The 18424-nt window shown below is 42.0% G+C and carries 20 protein-coding genes; 14 read left to right on the top strand and 6 right to left on the bottom strand.

Translation table 11 applies throughout. From position 1 onward, the window contains the following. Positions 1–51: 51 nt before the first annotated feature. The 3 genes from LG307_RS18515 (at position 52) to LG307_RS18505 (ending at position 2587) form a co-directional block, all read left to right on the top strand. On the top strand, positions 52–1212 hold the full coding sequence (locus LG307_RS18515) for an EAL domain-containing protein (RefSeq protein WP_404445045.1): 1161 nt from the start codon (positions 52–54) through the stop codon (positions 1210–1212). Positions 1213–1246: 34 nt separating this feature from the next. Further along, positions 1247–1684, top strand: coding sequence for a DUF86 domain-containing protein (locus LG307_RS18510; protein WP_404445042.1), 438 nt, complete (start codon positions 1247–1249; stop codon positions 1682–1684). 132 nt (positions 1685–1816) lie between these two features. Beyond that, positions 1817–2587 (top strand): TIGR01457 family HAD-type hydrolase, encoded by a 771-nt coding sequence (locus tag LG307_RS18505; protein WP_404445040.1) that lies wholly within the window; start codon positions 1817–1819, stop codon positions 2585–2587. A gap of 86 nt (positions 2588–2673) precedes the next feature. Here LG307_RS18505 and LG307_RS18500 read toward each other — a convergent pair whose 3' ends face one another. Continuing rightward, positions 2674–3156: a phosphatidylglycerophosphatase A gene (locus LG307_RS18500; RefSeq protein ID WP_034774906.1), complete on the bottom strand. Its 483-nt coding sequence runs from the start codon at positions 3154–3156 to the stop codon at positions 2674–2676. Positions 3157–3455: 299 nt separating this feature from the next. On the opposite strand from LG307_RS18500, the gene yutH reads away from it, so the two are divergent. The 5 genes from yutH to thrB all read left to right on the top strand — a co-directional run bounded on the left by yutH (position 3456) and on the right by thrB (position 9062). Beyond that, positions 3456–4463: a spore coat putative kinase YutH gene (gene yutH / locus LG307_RS18495; protein WP_404445037.1), complete on the top strand. Its 1008-nt coding sequence runs from the start codon at positions 3456–3458 to the stop codon at positions 4461–4463. Positions 4464–4565: 102 nt separating this feature from the next. Next, complete coding sequence (locus LG307_RS18490) at positions 4566–5528, top strand: 2-hydroxyacid dehydrogenase (protein WP_404445034.1); 963 nt, start codon at positions 4566–4568, stop codon at positions 5526–5528. 263 nt (positions 5529–5791) lie between these two features. Then, positions 5792–7090 (top strand): homoserine dehydrogenase, encoded by a 1299-nt coding sequence (locus tag LG307_RS18485; RefSeq protein WP_404445031.1) that lies wholly within the window; start codon positions 5792–5794, stop codon positions 7088–7090. Then, on the top strand, positions 7087–8145 hold the full coding sequence (thrC, locus tag LG307_RS18480; RefSeq protein ID WP_404445029.1) for a threonine synthase: 1059 nt from the start codon (positions 7087–7089) through the stop codon (positions 8143–8145). The genes LG307_RS18485 and thrC overlap by 4 nt, the downstream gene beginning before the upstream one ends. Beyond that, positions 8142–9062, top strand: coding sequence for a homoserine kinase (gene thrB, locus LG307_RS18475; RefSeq protein WP_404445027.1), 921 nt, complete (start codon positions 8142–8144; stop codon positions 9060–9062). The genes thrC and thrB overlap by 4 nt, the downstream gene beginning before the upstream one ends. A gap of 58 nt (positions 9063–9120) precedes the next feature. On the opposite strand, the gene LG307_RS18470 is transcribed toward thrB, so the two are convergent. Beyond that, the gene (locus tag LG307_RS18470; RefSeq protein ID WP_010196573.1) at positions 9121–9357 is read right to left on the bottom strand and encodes a NifU family protein; all 237 of its coding nucleotides are present in this window, start codon (positions 9355–9357) and stop codon (positions 9121–9123) included. A gap of 165 nt (positions 9358–9522) precedes the next feature. Between LG307_RS18470 and LG307_RS18465 the strand changes: the two genes are divergently transcribed. Then, positions 9523–9849: a YuzD family protein gene (locus LG307_RS18465; RefSeq protein WP_404445024.1), complete on the top strand. Its 327-nt coding sequence runs from the start codon at positions 9523–9525 to the stop codon at positions 9847–9849. A 42-nt stretch (positions 9850–9891) separates the two neighbouring features. Here the strand turns inward: LG307_RS18465 and LG307_RS18460 are convergent, their stop codons facing one another. After that, positions 9892–10959 (bottom strand): NAD(P)/FAD-dependent oxidoreductase, encoded by a 1068-nt coding sequence (locus LG307_RS18460; RefSeq protein ID WP_404445022.1) that lies wholly within the window; start codon positions 10957–10959, stop codon positions 9892–9894. A gap of 352 nt (positions 10960–11311) precedes the next feature. Between LG307_RS18460 and LG307_RS18455 the strand changes: the two genes are divergently transcribed. After that, positions 11312–11548: a YuzB family protein gene (locus tag LG307_RS18455; protein WP_010196565.1), complete on the top strand. Its 237-nt coding sequence runs from the start codon at positions 11312–11314 to the stop codon at positions 11546–11548. A gap of 75 nt (positions 11549–11623) precedes the next feature. On the opposite strand, the gene LG307_RS18450 is transcribed toward LG307_RS18455, so the two are convergent. Beyond that, positions 11624–12316, bottom strand: a complete 693-nt coding sequence (locus LG307_RS18450; RefSeq protein WP_404445020.1) for a DUF2225 domain-containing protein — start codon at positions 12314–12316, stop codon at positions 11624–11626. A 302-nt stretch (positions 12317–12618) separates the two neighbouring features. Here LG307_RS18450 and LG307_RS18445 point away from each other — a divergent pair, with 302 nt between their 5' ends. From LG307_RS18445 to LG307_RS18430, 4 genes are all read left to right on the top strand, one after another. Then, positions 12619–13854, top strand: coding sequence for a NupC/NupG family nucleoside CNT transporter (locus LG307_RS18445; protein ID WP_404445017.1), 1236 nt, complete (start codon positions 12619–12621; stop codon positions 13852–13854). Positions 13855–14256: 402 nt separating this feature from the next. Next, positions 14257–15111, top strand: a complete 855-nt coding sequence (gene dapF / locus LG307_RS18440) for a diaminopimelate epimerase (RefSeq protein WP_404445014.1) — start codon at positions 14257–14259, stop codon at positions 15109–15111. 114 nt (positions 15112–15225) lie between these two features. After that, positions 15226–15588 carry an iron-sulfur cluster assembly accessory protein gene (locus LG307_RS18435; RefSeq protein ID WP_010196553.1) on the top strand — a complete coding sequence of 121 codons (363 nt, stop codon included), beginning with the start codon at positions 15226–15228 and terminating at the stop codon, positions 15586–15588. 132 nt (positions 15589–15720) lie between these two features. Continuing rightward, positions 15721–16395, top strand: a complete 675-nt coding sequence (locus LG307_RS18430; RefSeq protein WP_404445012.1) for a hypothetical protein — start codon at positions 15721–15723, stop codon at positions 16393–16395. A gap of 56 nt (positions 16396–16451) precedes the next feature. Here the strand turns inward: LG307_RS18430 and LG307_RS18425 are convergent, their stop codons facing one another. Both LG307_RS18425 and LG307_RS18420 read right to left on the bottom strand, forming a co-directional pair. Then, a complete protein-coding gene (locus LG307_RS18425; protein ID WP_404445009.1) occupies positions 16452–16985 on the bottom strand; it encodes a hypothetical protein in 534 nt (177 codons plus the stop codon). A gap of 134 nt (positions 16986–17119) precedes the next feature. After that, positions 17120–18112, bottom strand: a complete 993-nt coding sequence (locus LG307_RS18420; RefSeq protein WP_404445006.1) for an NAD(P)/FAD-dependent oxidoreductase — start codon at positions 18110–18112, stop codon at positions 17120–17122. Positions 18113–18424 lie beyond the last annotated feature (312 nt).

Here is an 18424-nt window from a genome sequence, read left to right as displayed (position 1 = left end):
CCGCCGATTTATATTTTGAGAAACCCGATTGAACAAAGGGTGACACATACTTTGAAAAAGGGGTTTCAGGTAGCAGTGATCTCCTTTTATTTTCCTGACTTGGAGAATATCATTTCTAAAATAGGAAGACGTAAATATATGTCTTGCCGGGAAGTTATCAAGGCGCAGCTTAAAAAAGTCATTGGACAAACATTTACTGCCGAAGAAATTGTGTGTTTACATGAGCAATATAGTGATGGGGTTTCCTTGCTGTTGAAAGTGGATGAAAGGTTTCACAGTACAACAGAACTCGAGACGAGGCTAGATAAGGTAAAGGCTGTCATTGAAGCCCGTAAGTATAGACAGCTCGACAATCAGCATCTGTGCGTGCAAAGTGGATACGTTTTCTTGGAATCAGGGGAGTATACCTTATCCGAGTGCATGCTAAAAGCGCATGTCCAAGCAATGGCCATGGCAGAAAAACAGGAAAAATTAGAGTACCAGCAATTGAAGTTTCAAATAAATCAACTTATTGCTTTTAAAGATATAACGCTTTTGGCTCAACCGATTATGGATGTATCTAAGGGCGGCATAAAGGCTTGGGAACTACTGACTCGTGGCCCAAAAGGATCCTTAATGGAGAATCCACTGCAGTTATTTTCTATCGCCAAGCAGACTAACCGTTTGTTTATGCTTGAATTACTGATTTTGGAAAAGGCGTTTCAGCTCATCTATCAATGCAAAATGAAGGAAGCCATTTTTATCAATTTTACTCCAACGACATTAAACGAGATAGAGCTAATAGATAAGGTGCTCTTCCTTTTGAAAAAATACCCGGAGATTATTCCCCAAAATATTGCCATAGAGGTGACAGAGCAGGATTCGACGGATGGATTAAAGAATTTTGAGCGGAATATCGTCGCATTGAGGGAACTTGGCTTTCAGATTGCCGTGGACGATACGGGTGCCGGTTATGCAAGTTTTCATACCATCAACAGAATCATGCCTGATATAATAAAAATTGACCGTTCTGTCATTCAAGATATTGATAAAAGCATGGTCAAAGAGAGAATGCTGCAAGGACTATTGTTAATAGCGAATGAGACTGGTTCGCTTGTAGTTGCAGAAGGGATCGAGCGGCCTGAAGAGGTTCAGATTCTTTCTAAGCATAAAGTAGACATGGCACAAGGGTATTTTTACGCAAGGCCAAGGCTGTTGCAACCGATTACGTAATAACACCTAAGATACAAGCAAAGGAGAATAAAGGATGTACTTTGTGGATCGAGAAAAAATTGAGCAAACTTTACTTTATATTGAAGAAAATATCGCTCTATTTAAACAGCATGCTTCATGGAATTCTTCCATTGAAAAGAAGGCGCTTGAGCGTGTGGCAGTAGCAATCATTGAAGGCATACTGGATGCAGGAAACGCGATGATTGACGGGTTTATCATGCGGGACCCTGGCAGTTATGAGGACATCATTGATATCCTTGAGGATGAAAAAGTAGTGACAAGTGACATGGCGCAACAGGTAAAAGAACTGGTTAGGCTTCGTAAAACACTTGTACAAGAATATCTTCTTATCCGACACGAAGAAGTGCAAGGGTGCTTGTCGGAAGTGCAGGAAACCATTGTTGGTTTTTGTGGTGCCGTCCGCATATATTTGGAAAATGAACTAGGGCCTGTTTCGGCTTTTAGAAATTAATTTTATGATGAGAACGCTTTCTTTTTATGGAGGCGTTCTTCTTGCTTTTAACGGGTTAGAAAATTGTGCTAACATGAACAGGTCGAAAGAAACCTAAACTAATGAAATGACAATAGTGGAGTGTGAAAATAGATGAAAAAGTACCAAGGTTATTTAATCGATCTTGATGGAACGATGTATCGTGGAAAAGAGAAAATAGAAGAGGCAAGCCATTTTGTAAAAGCATTATATGATAAAAAGATTCCTTATCTTTTTGTCACGAATAATTCTTCCAGAACCCCGCAGCAGGTTGCACAGAAGTTAAGGGATTTTGGTATTCCTACTTTGGATGAGCAAGTGTTCACTACAAGCAATGCTACGGCAAATTTTATTTATGATTACAAGCCTGAGGCTAAAATCTATGTAATCGGCGAGGAAGGAATCAGAACGGCACTGTTAAAGAAGGGATTTGAATTGGTTGATGAGGGAGCAGACGTGGTAGTCAGCGGAATCGACCGTTCCATCAGTTATGAAAAGTTGGCGCTTGGTGCCATTAACATCCGAAATGGTGCGCGTTTTATTTCCACTAACGGTGATATCGCCATTCCGACGGAAAGAGGTCTACTACCTGGTAACGGATCACTGACTTCTGTATTGACGGTTTCAACGGAAACACAGCCGACCTTCATCGGCAAGCCGGAAAAGGTCATTATGGAGCAAGCCCTTAAAGTATTGGGTGTACCTCGAAAAGAAACACTGATGGTGGGGGATAACTATCATACAGACATAAAGGCTGGAATGAATGCTGGGATGGATACGCTGCTTGTGCATACAGGTGTGACGACAAAAGTGCATTTGGAAACGTATGAAGAGCAGCCTACCTACACGGTAGATTCCTTGGCAGAGTGGATAGAAAGAGTTTAAAATTTTGGATGGGATTCTTTACTTATAGGAAAAAACCAGGCATGTGCGCTGTCAAAGCTGCTGCCTGGTTTTTTATGTGAAAATATTCATTCGGTATTCGCGGCGCGGTGAGCCAAACGGCTTGATGCTGCGGCAGCAATGGCTCCAACGATATCATCTAAGAAAGTATGAACTTTCCCGGAGCTCTTATCATTAAGATGCTCTAGTATGCCTGGTTTCAATTTATCAATATAGCCGTAGTTTGTGAAGCCGATGGAGCCATACACGTTTACAATGGATAAGGCCAATACTTCATCCACTCCATACAATCCTTCATCATCACGCAATATTCTTAAGAGCGGCTCTTGAATTTTACCTTGCTCAGCCAATATGTCAAGTTCAATCGCAGTTAAAACGGTATTCTGAACTTCACGCTTAGAAAGAACACGGTCCACATTTTCCAGACACTCCGAACGCTCCAGAGCGGGATGATACTTTGACTGCAAGAAATACACCAACTCCGCAATATCATCCATCGTCACCCCGCGCTCCTCCAACAACGCCCGCGCCTTCTTCTCCACATCATCCATACTCTCGAAATTCTTCATACAGCTCACCCATCTTTTATAATATAGTCGAGGGGGATTTTGGCCCCTCTTTAGTACTTTAGAGCGGTGAGGGTCAGACCCCTCTTTAGGTCTTTAACACTTTAGAGCAGTGAAGGTCAGACCCCATTCTCTTTCATTTTTTGTTTCTTTATCTACTCTTTATGCCCTTAATAGGTGGAATTAATAGCTTTTGGTCATAAAGTTTAGAAAGATAGTTATACTTAACAAGTTTTCTCTGTTTTCTTCATATAGTTGGTACTAAAGAGAAGGAGGGAACAGATTTGAAGCAGACCATTTACGATCAATATGAGTTAAGGGTGGAAAGGAAGCAAAGGGTACGACAGTTTGATGCCTTTTGGTCTAATCGCGTACTTTATATCATGGTGCCTGTTGCTCACTTGGAAGCGGAAGAAATTGATGAGCTTCAAAAGATAAGTGACTATATGATACGCACGCACAAAGATATATATGTTAGTTCTTTTGTGAAAAATAAGAATGATACGTATATTTCCGAAATAGAAGGTAGGCAAATGGCCATTTTTCGAATGCCATATGACTATAGTTCAAGGAAGTTGGTAGTTGGAAAAGAATTGGCCACCTTCCATACACATGCCAGAAGTTATCCTGCAAAAGTGACAGCCATTAACCGAATTGGCCAATGGAAAAGCTTATGGGTGAAAAGGGTCGACCAAATGGAGAGTTTTTTCAGAGAAAAGGTAAGAAGTAATCCAGTTGATGTTTTCGATACCCAGTTTGTTGAATCTTTTCCGTACTATTTAGGATTGACCGAAAATGCCATTCAGTACCTAGTGGATACAGAACTTGACGATAGTCCCATGATGAATGATGCTGCCACCCTCTGTCACCATCGCTTCACAGATCTCACATGGCAGCAGGCGCAATGGATGAAGCTCCCGACAGATTGGATTTTTGATCATGCAAGCAGAGACCTTTCAGAATGGATACGGGTGGAATGTCGCAAAGGAAAGGACATGAACCCCGCGAAGATTCAAACTTTTTTACAAGACTATGAACGGGTATCGCCGCTTTCAAGCTTTTCGTGGCGACTCTTGTATGCAAGGCTAACGTTTCCTATCCACTATTTTGAATGTGTAGAGGACTATTATACGAGCGGTCCCGTTGCTGATAAGAAATGGCACGAAGACCGGATGAAAGCGATTTTGCAATCTTCCACTTACTATGAGCAGCTTCTTGGGAACTTCTATGACTTGGCAGGTGTACCTGCTAAAAGCTATGGAATGCCAGTATTAGACTGGGTGAAAAAATAAGCGCTTGCCCTATATTTGTATGTTTCGGAAAAGCTATGAGTGATAAAATAACAGATAGCATTAGTAACTATTCGAGACAACAAGATGTAGGGAGAGAGTCAGATGAAAAGGCCGTATGTGTTTATAACAAGAAAACTGAAAGAGGAATTATTGACCCCTCTTTTCGAAATGGCAGATGTGAAGATGTGGGACAGTGAAAGCGAGGCCGTTCCAAGGGAAATACTGATGAAAGAAGCTCAAAAAGCAACCGCGCTTTTGACGATGCTCTCGGATAAAGTAGACAAAGAACTGTTAGAGCAGGCGCCGAACCTTAAAGTTGTAGCAAACCTTGCTGTTGGATATGACAATATTGACGTGAAGGTAGCATCAGAAAGAGGTGTGATTGTGTGCAACACGCCGGATGTGCTGACGGAAACGACCGCAGATCTTACTTTTGCTTTGATGCTTGCAACAGCAAGACGAATTACGGAAGCCCAAGGATTTGTAAAAGAGGGGCGCTGGCAAAGCTGGAGCCCCTTCCTGCTTGCAGGAGCAGATGTTCATCATAAGACATTAGGAATTGTCGGAATGGGCAAAATAGGACAAGCAGTAGCTAGGCGTGCCAAGGGTTTTGGCATGGAAATCCTTTACCATAATAGAAGTCGCCATATGGAAGCTGAACAGGAAGTAGGGGCATCCTACCGCAGTTTCGAACAGTTATTAGCGGAATCCGATTTTGTTGTTTGTCTAACACCGTTAACGGATGAAACAAAGCATCTTTTTGATCATGATGCATTCAAGCGCATGAAAAATTCTGCCTTCTTTATCAATGTCGGCAGAGGTCAGGTGGTGGATGAAGAGGCGCTCATCGTTGCGTTAAATAGTGATGAAATTGCCGGAGCGGGATTGGATGTTTTCTACGCAGAACCGATTGGATCTGACCATCCTTTGCTTCGTTTTCCTCAGGTTGTAGCAATCCCTCATATCGGTAGCGCAAGTGTAGAAACAAGGGAAACCATGATGAAGCTATGTCGAGATAATATAGTGGCAGTAATACAAGGAAATAAAGCCAAGACCGTGATTTAATAAGGACCGGATTTTTCTCTGCGAAGAAGGGTGGAGAAGAGATCCGGTCTCTTATTTTTTTCTTGTTACTCCCCCAGCAGGTTAAGCGCTTACATATAAAAATCGCAAAAATCACCCCTTGTCAAGCAAGCCAAACCCCTCTATAATGTCCATTATATAAATACAAATGTACACGCAGAAAAGACAAAAAGATAAAGGGGTCAGACCCCTCTTTAATGCTTTAGAGTAGTGAGGGTCAGACCCCTTCGAGGGAGTGGAGTAGTGTGAAGGTGATTTCGGTTGGTTTGTTGGGGTTGGGTACGGTTGGTTGTGGTGTGGTGAAGATTGTGGAGGGTCATCAGGATAAGTTGATGCATCAGGTGGGGTGTCCGGTTCGGGTGAAGAAGGCGCTTGTGAAGGATTTGAATAAGGAGCGCTTGGTGGATTTGAATCCGGATTTATTGACACTGCATGCCGAAGAGGTGCTCGATGACCCGGAAATCGATGTGGTCATTGAGGTGATGGGGGGCGTGGAAGAGGCACGACATCACATTTTAAGAGCCCTTCATAATAAAAAACATGTCGTTACTGCAAACAAAGATTTGATGGCCGTGTATGGATCAGAGCTGCTGGCAGCGGCTGCAGAAAACAATTGTGATCTATTTTATGAAGCAAGTGTGGCAGGCGGCATTCCGATCCTAAGAAGTTTAGTAGACGGACTTGCGTCAGATAGAATTACAAAAATGATGGGAATCGTGAACGGAACAACTAATTTCATTCTTACAAAAATGAACAATGAAGGTTCCTCCTATGAAGAAGTATTGAAAGAAGCTCAGGCACTTGGATTTGCAGAAGCCGATCCGACTGCGGACGTGGAAGGCATTGATGCGGCAAGAAAAATGGCCATCCTTTCCACACTGGGCTTTTCCATGAATATCGAACTGAAAGATGTTCAGGTGAAAGGAATCAGTTCCGTTTCTGAAGAAGACCTGAACTATAGCAAAAAGCTTGGTTATACTATGAAACTAATTGGCATTGCACACCGTGAAAAGGAAAAGGTCGAAGTTAGCGTCCAGCCGACCCTTCTCCCGCAAGCACATCCATTAGCTAGTGTGCAGAACGAATATAATGCTGTTTATGTATACGGTGAAGCAGTAGGAGAAACGATGTTTTACGGACCAGGTGCAGGCAGCTTGCCTACAGCAACAGCGGTAGTATCCGATCTCGTTGGCGTGATGAAAAACATGCGGCTTGGTGTGAACGGAAAAAGCATGGTATCTCCTCAGTTCCAAAAAACACTGAAAGAAAAAGAAGAGATTCAGGCAAAACATTTCCTTCGTGTTCATGTACAGGATGAAGTAGGAGTACTCTCTCATATTACGAATCTCTTTTCTCAAAAAGGAGTCAGCTTTGAAAAAATCCTGCAGCTTCCATTAAAAGAAGAAGCGTTGGCAGAAGTAGTGGTCGTCACACATCACGCTTCTCTAGAGCGCTATGACAACCTTCTTGAAGAGCTGGCAGATATGAAGTATGTAAAAGAAATCAAAAGCAGTTACCGGGTGGAAGGAGAAGTCGCTGTATGAGGTGGAGAGGACTAGTCAAGGAATATAGCAGATACTTACCAGTTAGTGATCAAACACCAAACGTCTCCCTTCAGGAAGGGCACACGCCACTTCTTTTTCTCGAAAATCTTTCTGAACAGCTCGGGGTGGAGTTGCATGTAAAAGTGGAAGGAGCCAATCCGACCGGTTCCTTTAAGGACAGAGGAATGGCGCTTGCGGTAGCGAAGGCGAAAGAGGAAGGCAGTACAACCGTTGTCTGTGCGTCTACTGGTAACACATCAGCCTCCGCAGCAGCCTATGCAGCAAGAGCGGGCATGAAGTGCATTGTCGTGATACCTGACGGAAAAATTGCTCAAGGAAAGCTTGCGCAGGCAGTCATGTATGGAGCGGAAATCTATTCTTTGGACGGAAATTTTGATGAAGCCTTGCAGATGGTGCGTCAGTTATCAGAAGAGCTGCCCATCACGCTCGTAAACTCCCTTAATCCATACAGAATTGAAGGACAGAAGACCGCTGCATTTGAAGTGTGCGACCAACTCGGTAAAGCACCAGATGTTCTCGCCTTGCCTGTAGGAAATGCAGGTAACATCACGGCATATTGGAGGGGTTTTCAAGAGTATCATCAAGAGCGGGCAACAGGCTTACCTGAAATGCGTGGGTTTGAAGCGGAGGGAGCAGCGGCAATCGTCCAAAACCGGGTCATTCCTAATCCGGAAACGATTGCAACAGCCATTCGGATTGGAAACCCAGCAAGCTGGGAGCATGCGGTGCGGGCAGCAGAAGATTCAAAAGGAAAAATTGATTTTGTGACAGATGAAGAAATGCTCTTTGCCTATAAACTACTGGCAAAAACTGAAGGGGTGTTTGCAGAACCTGCATCGAGCGCATCCGTTGCCGGGGTTATCAAACAACTGAAATCTGGAGAATTGGCAAAAGGGAAACAGGTGGTTGCCGTATTAACAGGAAATGGTTTGAAAGATCCGGTAACAGCCACCAATCATGCAGATGTACATGTACAAAAAATACCGAATGATTATTCACAGCTCGTTAAATCGTTTGAAGGTGTATTGGTATGAAGGGGTATAGAGATGGTTTTGTTATCAAAGTACCAGGCAGCTCGGCCAATCTTGGGCCAGGATTTGATTCCATCGGGATGGCGGTGAATAAATTCATCACCCTTTTTGTCAATCATGCTGACGAATGGAAGTTTACAAGTGTTCCACCTATCTCTATAAAAAAAGAAGAAAACATTCTCTACACCGTCTGTCAGGAATTGCAGAAGCTTTGGAATGTAGAAGCTCCTCCCGCACATGTTCTGACGATGAGTGACATTCCATTGGCGAGAGGGCTTGGCAGCAGTGCGGCAGCCATTGTGGGGGCCATTGAAATCATGAATGTCCTCTGTGAGAAAAATCTGAGCCCTGATGAAAAACTTCAGCTCGCCGCAAGATTCGAAGGGCATGCAGATAACGTCGCCGCCTCGCTATATGGGGGGCTTGTCGTCTCTACCTATCAGAATAATAAGTGGGAATATGTAAAGCTTCCGGTGGAGGAGTTGGAGATGGTTGCCGTTATACCAGATTTTGAGGCCAAAACAAAGGAATCAAGAGGCCTTTTACCAGACAGACTTGCGTTTGGAGACGCAGTAACAGGCAGCAGCCACGCCAATGTCATGCTTGGGGCGTTTATGCTGAAAAAATGGGATCTTGTTGGCAAGATGATGCAAAGCGATATTTTCCATGAGCCTTATCGCCAAAAATTGTTTCCGGAATTTCAAAAACTAAAGGAGAAAGCAAGTGAAGCTGGTGCCTTTGGAGTCACAATCAGCGGTGCCGGTCCGACGGTCATCTGCTTTTGCGAAAAAGGAAAAGGGAGGAATGTCGTTAGCATGATCTCTGCAGAATTTACGCAGCATAAAGTCGAGCTTCTGCAAGTAAGTAAAGGGGGAAGCGAGGTGCATTCTAATCATTTATGTAAGGTGTCATCCATCTAATAAAAAACCGGCAAGCTGATAAAAGTGATCAGCTTGCCGGTTTTTTTGGATAAGAATATTAGAATACTTGCTCTACTTCGATGATGCCTGGTACTTCTTCAAGTAATGCACGCTCAATACCAGCTTTCAATGTGATAGTGGAACTTGGGCAAGAACCGCATGCACCTAACAGACGCAACTTTACGATGCCGTCTTCCACATCTACTAATTCACAGTCCCCTCCGTCACGAAGAAGAAATGGACGTAATTTATCTAGTACTTCCTGAACTTGCGCATTGATTTCCGGGTTAGACATAGTTATCGCTCCTTTCCTTACATAATTCTATTATAAAGAAAACCTCTCAAAAAATCTATTGCTCTGCACTGGGTCTTTTTAGGAAATCGAAATTAATTTCATGAAAAAGTAAGCGTTTTACGTTAAAATAAAGAAAATGCTGTGAATATTGGGGGATGTCGGCTTATGAAGAAAAAGATAGAAATTTGTGTATATGGTGCAGAGGTGTTATGCCCGAGCTGTGTAAACCTACCGTCGTCAAAAGAAACATACGAATGGTTAGAAGCTGCTGTAGCAAGAAAATATCCAAATCAAGAATTCGCCATCTCTTATATAGATATTTTTAAAACAGAAGAGTGTGACGGAGAGAAACGAGATTTTGCCGAAAGAGTTGTGGAAGAAGATATGTTTTATCCGGTTGTGGTCATTGAAGGGGAGATTGTCGGAGAAGGCAATCCGAAGCTGAAAACAATCTATTCTGCAATGGAGAAGTATGGGTACGAGGCATCATAAAAAATAATCCCCAAGAGTCCATACGACTTTTGGGGATTTCTTTTATCCATTATGATATTTATACATCCATAGAATACCGGATTTCAATAATCTTGCCACTCGGCCAGTTAACGGTCTTTCATTTACCAATCCAAATCCGTGCTTTTTGCCAAGAGAGCCTAAAACTCCTTTAAGCTTAATGGCAGGGAATTCTTCCGGCGGGGTTTCGCCGTTCCAGCGTTTTAATAACACTTGGACGATCTGTTCAGCTTGTCCTTCTGCCAATTGTGCACTTGGTGCGTGAGGGAGGCTTGCACAATCACCAACCACATAAACATTTTCATGACCAGGTATGTTGTGTTGTTTTGTCAGGATCACGCGGCCTTGTCCATCTTTTTCAACATCAAGATCTCGAACCACTTTGTTTGGTTGTATTCCTGCAGTCCATACAATGACATCGCAATGTACCGGTTCATCATGGTTGTAAAGGGTGTTTTCCTCTACACGAGTGATATTAGAGCCGTTCACCACTGCCACTCCATGCGTCTCAAACCAGTTTTGCACGTACTTACTAAGTCTTTCAGGGAAGCTAGAAAGGATGATCTTTCCGCGGTCGAATAGTTTGATGGCCAAATCAGGGCGGCTTTCACGAAGCTCACTCGCAATCTCGACTCCACTTAATCCACCACCAACAATTGCAACCACCTTATTAGCTGGTAAGTCATTTAAAGCTTGGTAAGCTTTTCTCGATTTATTAATCGTCTGAATGCTGTATGTGTATTCTTCTGCACCAGGAATGTCATGGTACTTATCCTCACAGCCAAGGCCGATGATCAGGTCATCAAAAGAAAGTGTACTCTGATCTTCAAAATGTACCACTTTCGCCTCCATATCCACGTTAGATACTTCTCCGTATTTAACAGAAAGTCTTTCGTGCTCTGGAAAAGTGACACGAACATGATGGTCTGAAATCGTTCCCGCAGCCAACGCATAGAATTCCGTTTTCAAACTATGATATGGAGCTCTGTCTACCAATACAATTTCAATATCAGATGGTAATTGATTAGGAAGAAGTCGGTGTAAAACGCGCATACCGCCGTAGCCTGCGCCAAGCACAACAAGTTTTTTCATAGCAGCTAAACCCCTTTTTAAGCTAATAGAATCAAAAATATAATAAATGAAGACCCATTAAAGGTAATTGTAAGAAGATGGATGAAACTAGTATTCTAGGAAAACTTTTATGTGAAAGAAAACACAAATTATATGACAATTGCGCTTTCATTTTGAAAATGTATAACACGTTTAATTAAAATAACATTAAAAGTATATCGAAATTACGACTAAATAACAACATTCTTTCGGAAAAATGTTGAGGTTGGTAGAATATTCAGCATAGTTATGATCATCACTTTACACGAAACTTCCTAATTGACGTTTTAAGGAAAAAAAGGTAGCATGGAAGGGCAATAGAGGGGTGAAATTAGTGAAGCCAATCATCGAATTTTGTATTAGCAATTTAGCCAGTGGTTCACAAAAGGCGAGAGAAGTGTTGGAAAAGGATCCAAATCTGGATATTGTAGAGTACGGCTGCCTAGGTTATTGCGGTAAATGCTTTGACACACTTTTCGCCCTCGTCAACGGAGATGTTGTGGCGGGAGAGTCTCCGGAACAGCTGGTAGACAACATATATATTTATTTAGAAGAAAATCCTATGTTTTAATAAGATGCTTCCTCATAAAAAAGAGCATGGAGCCCACATTTGGGACCATGCTCTTTTTATTATTGTTAATCCTACCTAGCTACTTACCTTCACTTTTGAGGATCTCCGTATCTCATACCAACGGTCTCTTGCTTTTTCAACAAGGCGCTTTTCCTTATCCTTATGCTTGTGCCTGATGACCATTTGGAAATATTGAATGGCTTGACGTTCCGAGTCTATACGGCAATGAAGGTCCCCTATCAAGTATAGCAGTTTAATCTCAGACATATCTTTTTCTTCATAGTCCCCCAGTGAATAGGAAAGTTCAAACTGGTCGACAGCAAGTTTCAAGAAACGCAGCTCCTGATTTTGGCTTGGTTCAACAGTGCGATATATCCATGCGAGTCGAAGGTAGAGACCAGCCATGACAATTGGGCTTTCTTTCGTGATAATACCGGAATAGATTCCAAGTTTATATGCGTTTATGGCAGTTTCAACTGTCCGTTGCTGCCCGTAATTTTTAAATTGCCAATGCTTTTGTATTTTTGTTTGGATGGCGAGAAGTGCTTCTTTTGTTAGTTTAGAACTAAATTCCTCTGTAACAGCATATCCACAATTCGGACAAACAGATACGTAATAAAGTAGAGGGTTTGTCTCTAATGTATGGTAGGTTGTACAAAAATCCGAATCATGTGTCAAAGGGCGAATAAAACGGGACTTTATTTTTAACGTGCTATATTCATATTTGCAATTTCTGCATGAAATATTTCGGCTATAGTATGGATCCATCAAAATCACCCTTTCTCGACAATATAATACAAAAGTACCATATCGCCGCTTGAGGAACAACTCAAATGATTCTAAACACCTATAAAATACTTGTTGTTTTTTTCTTCGACCATACATTAATTTGTAATTCTTGGGTAATTTATTTAAGGACCCGTGTTAATGAGAACGTTTTCTGTATGGTTGTAACAAATTGACAAAAAAAAGTTCTTTCAAACGCTTTCATTTCGTAGTAAAGTGGTACTGTGATAGTTAGATGTCTGACGACAAACAACTTACAGAAATTTCTAATAGAGGTGAATATTATGAATAATATCCTTTGGGGTTTAATGGGGATCGCAGTTATCTTTGCAATCGCATTCCTACTATCGGAAAACAAACGAAAGATTAAGGTTCGTACTATTTTAGGCGGTTTAGCGATTCAATTGCTCTTCGCATTTATCGTATTGAAGTGGGAGTTCGGAAGAAGCATGTTCCTTAAGCTTACTGAACTGGTTCAAAATATTATCAATTACGCGAATGAAGGAATCGGTTTCCTTTTCGGGCCGGTATTAGGTAATCCTGGTTCTGAAGCTACAGGATTTGTATTCGCATTCCATGTATTAACCATTATCATTTTCTTCTCTGCATTAATTTCTGTACTTTATTATCTTGGTATTATGCAAATTGTCATCCGTTTCTTAGGTGGCGGTCTTGCGAAGCTTTTAGGGACAAGCAAGACAGAATCTCTATCTGCTTCCGCTAACATCTTCGTTGGTCAAACAGAAGCTCCATTAGTAATTCGTCCATATATCGCAGGAATGACTAAGTCTGAGTTATTCGCGGTTATGACAGGTGGACTTGCATCTGTTGCGGGTTCTGTACTGTTTGGTTATGCTGCACTTGGAATTCCTCTAGAATACCTATTGGCAGCAAGTTTCATGGCGGCTCCTGGTGGATTAATCATGGCAAAAATGCTTATTCCTGAAACAGAAGAGCCAAAGAACGATGCCGATGCCCAAATTGGTGAATCGGAAGAAGACCGAGCAACAAACGTCATCGATGCTGCTGCTCGCGGTGCATCAGACGGTTTAAAGCTTGCCCTTAACGTTGGTGCAATGCTATTAGCATTCATCGCATTAATTGCACTGATCAATGGTATCTTAGGTGGAATCGGTGGATGGTTCGGCGCTGAAAACTTCTCACTTGACTTCATTCTTGGTTACTTATTTGCACCACTTGCATTTGTAATCGGTATTCCTTGGAGTGAAGCCGTTGCTGCAGGTAACCTGATTGGTCAAAAACTTGTATTAAATGAATTCGTAGCATACTCTACTTTCTCTGCACAACTTGATATGTTCAGTGAAAAATCAGTTGCTGTTATCGCATTCGCACTTTGCGGATTTGCTAACCTTTCTTCCTTGGCAATCCTATTGGGTGGACTTGGAAACTTAGCACCAAGCCGTCGTCCTGATATCGCAAGATTAGGATTCCGCGCAATCATTGCAGGTACACTTTCAAACCTATTGAGTGCTGCAATTGCTGGTATGTTCTTGTTCTAAAAATATTAATCCACCCGCCGGTGTACCTGGCAGGTGGATTTTTTTTTGAAAATGGGATGAAGACATTATTTTTGAGTGGAAAATGTCTAAGGGGATGAATGAAGACCTTTGAGAGCAGATTTCCGTGCAGGAGAGGTCTTCATAAGTAGAATGAAGACCTGAGAGAGCAGATTTCCGAGGGAGAGAGGTCCTCATAAGATGAATGAAGCCCTGAGACCGACCATGACAGGTACTCACCATTACAATTCTTCATCAAAAACAAGAAAAACCCATGTTATCATGCTTCCGCAGAAGCAATCGATACATGGGTTTTTCATATAAAACGGGGGATATTTCTATTGTGTTCAGACTTTTATGTATTTATACTTGAAGAAATAAATTATTTTTGGAGGAATAGTAAAAATGCGCTCCTTTCAATTCACCAAGATGCACGGACTAGGAAACAATTATATATACGTGAATATGTTTGAGGAAAAAATAAAAGAAGAAGAGCTATCAATTCTTGCCGTCAAGGTTGCGAACATCCATACCGGCATAGGTTCTGATGGAATGATTCTAATCTGCCCGTCGGAAGTAGCACCAGTAAAAATGCGAATCTTCAATAATGACGGATCAGAAGGGAAAAACTGTGGAAATGGCCTTCGTTGTGTAGCCAAGTATGCTTATGAGCACGGCATCGTCCAAACGAAAACGTTTAAAATAGAGACACTATCAGGTCTGGTAGAAGCTGAAGTGGAACTAGAGGACGGCAAGGTCACTTCTGTAACTGTCGATATGGGTGAACCAAGGCTTTCCACTAAAGATATTCCGATACTTGTCGAGGAAAAGGATGCTTTAGTTGCTGAACCATTCGCAGTGGATGGCGAAACTTACGAAATTACCACAGTATCCATGGGGAATCCGCATGTCATCTTTTACCTGGATAATATAAAGGATGCTCCGCTTACAACCCTTGGACCTATTGTAGAAAAAGACCCCCGTTTTCCTGAAGGAGTAAATGTAGAGTTTGTTGAGGTTGTCGCAGAAGATGAGTTGCACTTCCGGGTTTGGGAGAGAGGATCTGGCATAACCCAGGCATGCGGAACAGGAGCGTGTGCAGCAGTAGTGGCATCTGTACTTAACAACAAAACGGCTCGTGACAAAGAGACGGTTGTTCATTTGGCAGGAGGAGATCTCTTTATCACATGGACGAAAGATGGTTCTGTGAAAATGCGCGGGCCAGCGGAAGTTATCTGTACAGGATCTTTCTATTATTAATCACAATGGCTTGTTCTTCATGCATATACTATAAAAGCAGTAAGTTTGAGCAGACTTCCGTTTCACGATATAATAAAAGTAATGAAACTGGAAATACATTGGGAGGTGTAACATATGAGTGATGTAATCACAATTACAGAAGCAGCAGCTTTTCAAATAAAAGATATGATGAAAGAACACGGCGATGAATCGGTCTTTTTACGTGTAGGCGTAAAGGGTGGAGGATGCAGTGGTCTTTCATACGGAATGGGCTTTGAAGAGGAAAAAGGCGAAAAAGACATCGAATTGGAACAGCACGGTATTAAGATTCTAATTGATGCGGAAAGCAAGCCAATCCTTCAGGATGTGAAAATTGATTTTAAACAATCCATGATGGGCGGCGGATTTACCATTGATAATCCGAACGCCATCGCAAACTGCGGGTGTGGTTCTTCCTTCCGCACAGCGACGGAAGCAGGAAAGCCGGAAGAATGCTAAATAATAGTCAAAAACTTGGGTAGCCTGTCAGGTTGTCCAAGTTTTTTTGTTTCATCTATTTTCCAAAAATATGAAACCTAATCCCTCTCCAAACCGTCTATATAGTTAGGTGAAAAAGAAGGAGTGGTCGAAGTGAAAGGTAAAAGGAGCATGGCAATTATTCTTTTGTCGGCACTAGGATTTGCAAGTATCGGAGCTTCCTGTCAAGGAGTTGACACACAGGCAAGTGAGTCATACCAATTTCATTCAAAAAAACCTTCCAATCATTATGTCCGCACTAAAACATTTTCCATAGATACCAATGAAGCAGACACCAATGAAGTAGAAGAAGTTACAGAAGTAAGTACTAAGCCGATAGCAAATCCAGCAGTAGCTCCACGTGAAGAACCTCCTGCCCCGGAAACAGTTGACCACAAAGATGATGAAGTGGAAGAACAGCCTGAAACAGTCACTTTAGGAGACTATACCTATCACAAAATAAATGATGAAAAATTTATAAATCATATAGCCATCGCAGAAAAGCATGGTGCCAATCTATATGGAATTCCAAATTCCGATGGATTTATGATCTACCATGAGACAGAAGGCATTTTACTTTCCATGAGTACAGGGGCAGCGGGGACAGACCCCACTCATGCAGAGGTATTGATCGATTATTTTTCAACAGGCGATTGGATGGAGTATATCGGGATAGTAGATGGCATTAACCACGTATTGGAAACTGGAGAAGAGGTAAGTGTAGATCTTGGGGACTATGTTGGATATTTCATTAGCCTCTATAACGGCAGGATCGTTGTCTTATACTAATCATATTAAACGAGTAAAGCACCTTTCCAAAAGAGAGGTGCTTTTTCCATGCTTATTTATTTTGTACTTTTCCAACGGTAGAAGAAGCATGCGCCCAGCACCAGTGCCACTCCAAGAGTACCGATAACTGCATTTTGTGTGGAGAAGTTAGCGAATGGCTTTGTATCATCTGTGGGGAAAGTACCTTCCCCAAGTTCATTTAAGTCGGAATGTGCCTGCGCAAGCTCCACTGTTCTCGAACAAAGATATGTCGTGTATTCTCCATCCTCCATGTGGGCATAGACCAAGTATTCTTTGTCTTTCTCAAAATAAACCCCACATGCGGCGGAGTCCATGGCGGTGTAGATGACTACTTCCTTCGAGTTCACACCTTTCCATGTTTCTGACACGCTTAACTTGACTTTTGTTGTACTGTTAAATTTTTCGTCAACCTCTAATACTTTTCCTTTGAATACGGCATCCATTTTTGCCAGTTCTTCCTGCGGTGTGCCAGGTGGAAGGCAGGAGCAAGCGTAGCCTGTGGATGAATAGAACGATAGGGATAAGATAGAGAGGAGAATAGAAAGAACAGCAATTTTGAAGAGTTTCATTTAGCTGGTCACCTCATTAGTTTTATTAAAAGGTTAGACGTTGTAAGGTGGAGGAAGGTTACAGTGGGAAGCTCTCCAAAAGGCAAAAACCAACCCCTGTTTCCACAAGGGTTGGCTGCACCATCATTACCGATTTAGAATAAACTAGTACTATGAAGCGGTTGAACTTTTGCTTTTGGATCGATATAAGATTTGGCGTTATTAACAGCTGTAGGTGCCTCGCCAAAGCCGCAAGCGATTAGTTTTACTTTTCCTTCGTAGGTGCAAATATCGCCAGCCGCATAAATTCCGGAGATGTTTGTTTCCATCTTGGAATTGACTACGATGGAATTCTTTTCGATTTCAAGTCCCCAATCCTTGATAGGACCGAGTGAGGAAACGAATCCGTAGTTAACAATGACATCATCGACATCAAGAATTTCGCGTTCCTCTGATTTAACTTTCTCGAGGACAACCTGATGGATGGCGTTCTCGTCACCGATTAATTCTGCTGGTACGTATGGCGTTTTGATTTCCACTTTGGAATTCATTAACGTTTCCACACTATGCTCGTGTGCACGGAATTTTTCACGACGGTGAACAAGGGTTACTTTTTCTGCGATCGGTTCAAGCATTAATGCCCAGTCAACGGCAGAGTCTCCACCGCCGAATACCACCACTTTTTTACCTGCAAATTTATTCATATCGTCCACAAAATAGTGAATGTTTTTGTTCTCATACTCAGCAGCTTTTTCAAGCTCAAGGCGGCGTGGTTGGAATGCTCCGTTACCAGCAGTGATGATGACGGCTTTAGAATAGTGTGTTTCTTTGTCCGTCCCAATCTTGAAGGTGCCGTCTCCCATTTTTTCAAGGGTTTGAACGGATTGTTCAAGCGCAACCGTTGGCTCAAACTTAGCCATCTGCTCTTTTAGGTTGTTGATTAATTCCTGAGCTCGGATCTTTGGGAATCCGGCAATATCGTATATGTACTTTTCAGGGTATAACGCGGATAACTGTCCACCCAATTGTGGTAGACTTTCAATGATTTTGACGCTAGCCTGCCTCATACCTCCGTAGAAAGCAGTGAATAAGCCTGTTGGCCCTCCACCGATGATAGTGATGTCAAATACTTTTTGTTCTTCGCTCATCTGAATCTATCCCCCTAAACAATTGTTAACTTTCTTTCTTCATCATAGCATAATTTTCTCACAATTTCTGTTTTCAACCTTGGAATATGGGGAACATATACTGAAAATAGATAGAAATTTTGGAATCTAAGTACGGAGTTACTTATTTTTTCCGAATATTTTAAAGCTTTTTAAACTATGATTTTGTCTTGAAAAAAAGCGGGAAAAAGAATATGATGTTAGGTAGGTTAAGTTTCTTTGTGACAAATTCCGCACTTTTTTGCCGTCCATATTCGTGAAGTATTTCACAATCATTTATTTCTAATAAATTTT

The organism is Sutcliffiella horikoshii (assembly GCF_044809035.1).
GTDB classification, from domain to species: domain Bacteria; phylum Bacillota; class Bacilli; order Bacillales; family Bacillaceae_I; genus Sutcliffiella_A; species Sutcliffiella_A horikoshii_G.
The sequence above is the reverse complement of the archived record's forward strand: the minus strand, read 5'-3'. Positions and strand labels throughout refer to the sequence as shown.

Bases quoted from the DNA above. Each gene is read 5' to 3' on its own strand.
- LG307_RS18510 (WP_404445042.1), top strand. From the start codon at position 1,247: ATGTACTTTGTGGATCGAGAAAAAATTGAGCAAACTTTACTTTATATT.
- LG307_RS18505 (WP_404445040.1), top strand. From the start codon at position 1,817: ATGAAAAAGTACCAAGGTTATTTAATCGATCTTGATGGAACGATGTAT.
- LG307_RS18500 (WP_034774906.1), bottom strand. From the start codon at position 3,156: ATGGATGATGTGGAGAAGAAGGCGCGGGCGTTGTTGGAGGAGCGCGGG.
- LG307_RS18490 (WP_404445034.1), top strand. From the start codon at position 4,566: ATGAAAAGGCCGTATGTGTTTATAACAAGAAAACTGAAAGAGGAATTA.
- thrC (WP_404445029.1), top strand. From the start codon at position 7,087: ATGAGGTGGAGAGGACTAGTCAAGGAATATAGCAGATACTTACCAGTT.
- thrB (WP_404445027.1), top strand. From the start codon at position 8,142: ATGAAGGGGTATAGAGATGGTTTTGTTATCAAAGTACCAGGCAGCTCG.
- LG307_RS18470 (WP_010196573.1), bottom strand. From the start codon at position 9,357: ATGTCTAACCCGGAAATCAATGCGCAAGTTCAGGAAGTACTAGATAAA.
- LG307_RS18465 (WP_404445024.1), top strand. From the start codon at position 9,523: ATGAAGAAAAAGATAGAAATTTGTGTATATGGTGCAGAGGTGTTATGC.
- LG307_RS18460 (WP_404445022.1), bottom strand. From the start codon at position 10,959: ATGAAAAAACTTGTTGTGCTTGGCGCAGGCTACGGCGGTATGCGCGTT.
- LG307_RS18450 (WP_404445020.1), bottom strand. From the start codon at position 12,316: ATGGATCCATACTATAGCCGAAATATTTCATGCAGAAATTGCAAATAT.
- LG307_RS18445 (WP_404445017.1), top strand. From the start codon at position 12,619: ATGAATAATATCCTTTGGGGTTTAATGGGGATCGCAGTTATCTTTGCA.
- dapF (WP_404445014.1), top strand. From the start codon at position 14,257: ATGCGCTCCTTTCAATTCACCAAGATGCACGGACTAGGAAACAATTAT.
- LG307_RS18435 (WP_010196553.1), top strand. From the start codon at position 15,226: ATGAGTGATGTAATCACAATTACAGAAGCAGCAGCTTTTCAAATAAAA.
- LG307_RS18425 (WP_404445009.1), bottom strand. From the start codon at position 16,985: ATGAAACTCTTCAAAATTGCTGTTCTTTCTATTCTCCTCTCTATCTTA.
- LG307_RS18420 (WP_404445006.1), bottom strand. From the start codon at position 18,112: ATGAGCGAAGAACAAAAAGTATTTGACATCACTATCATCGGTGGAGGG.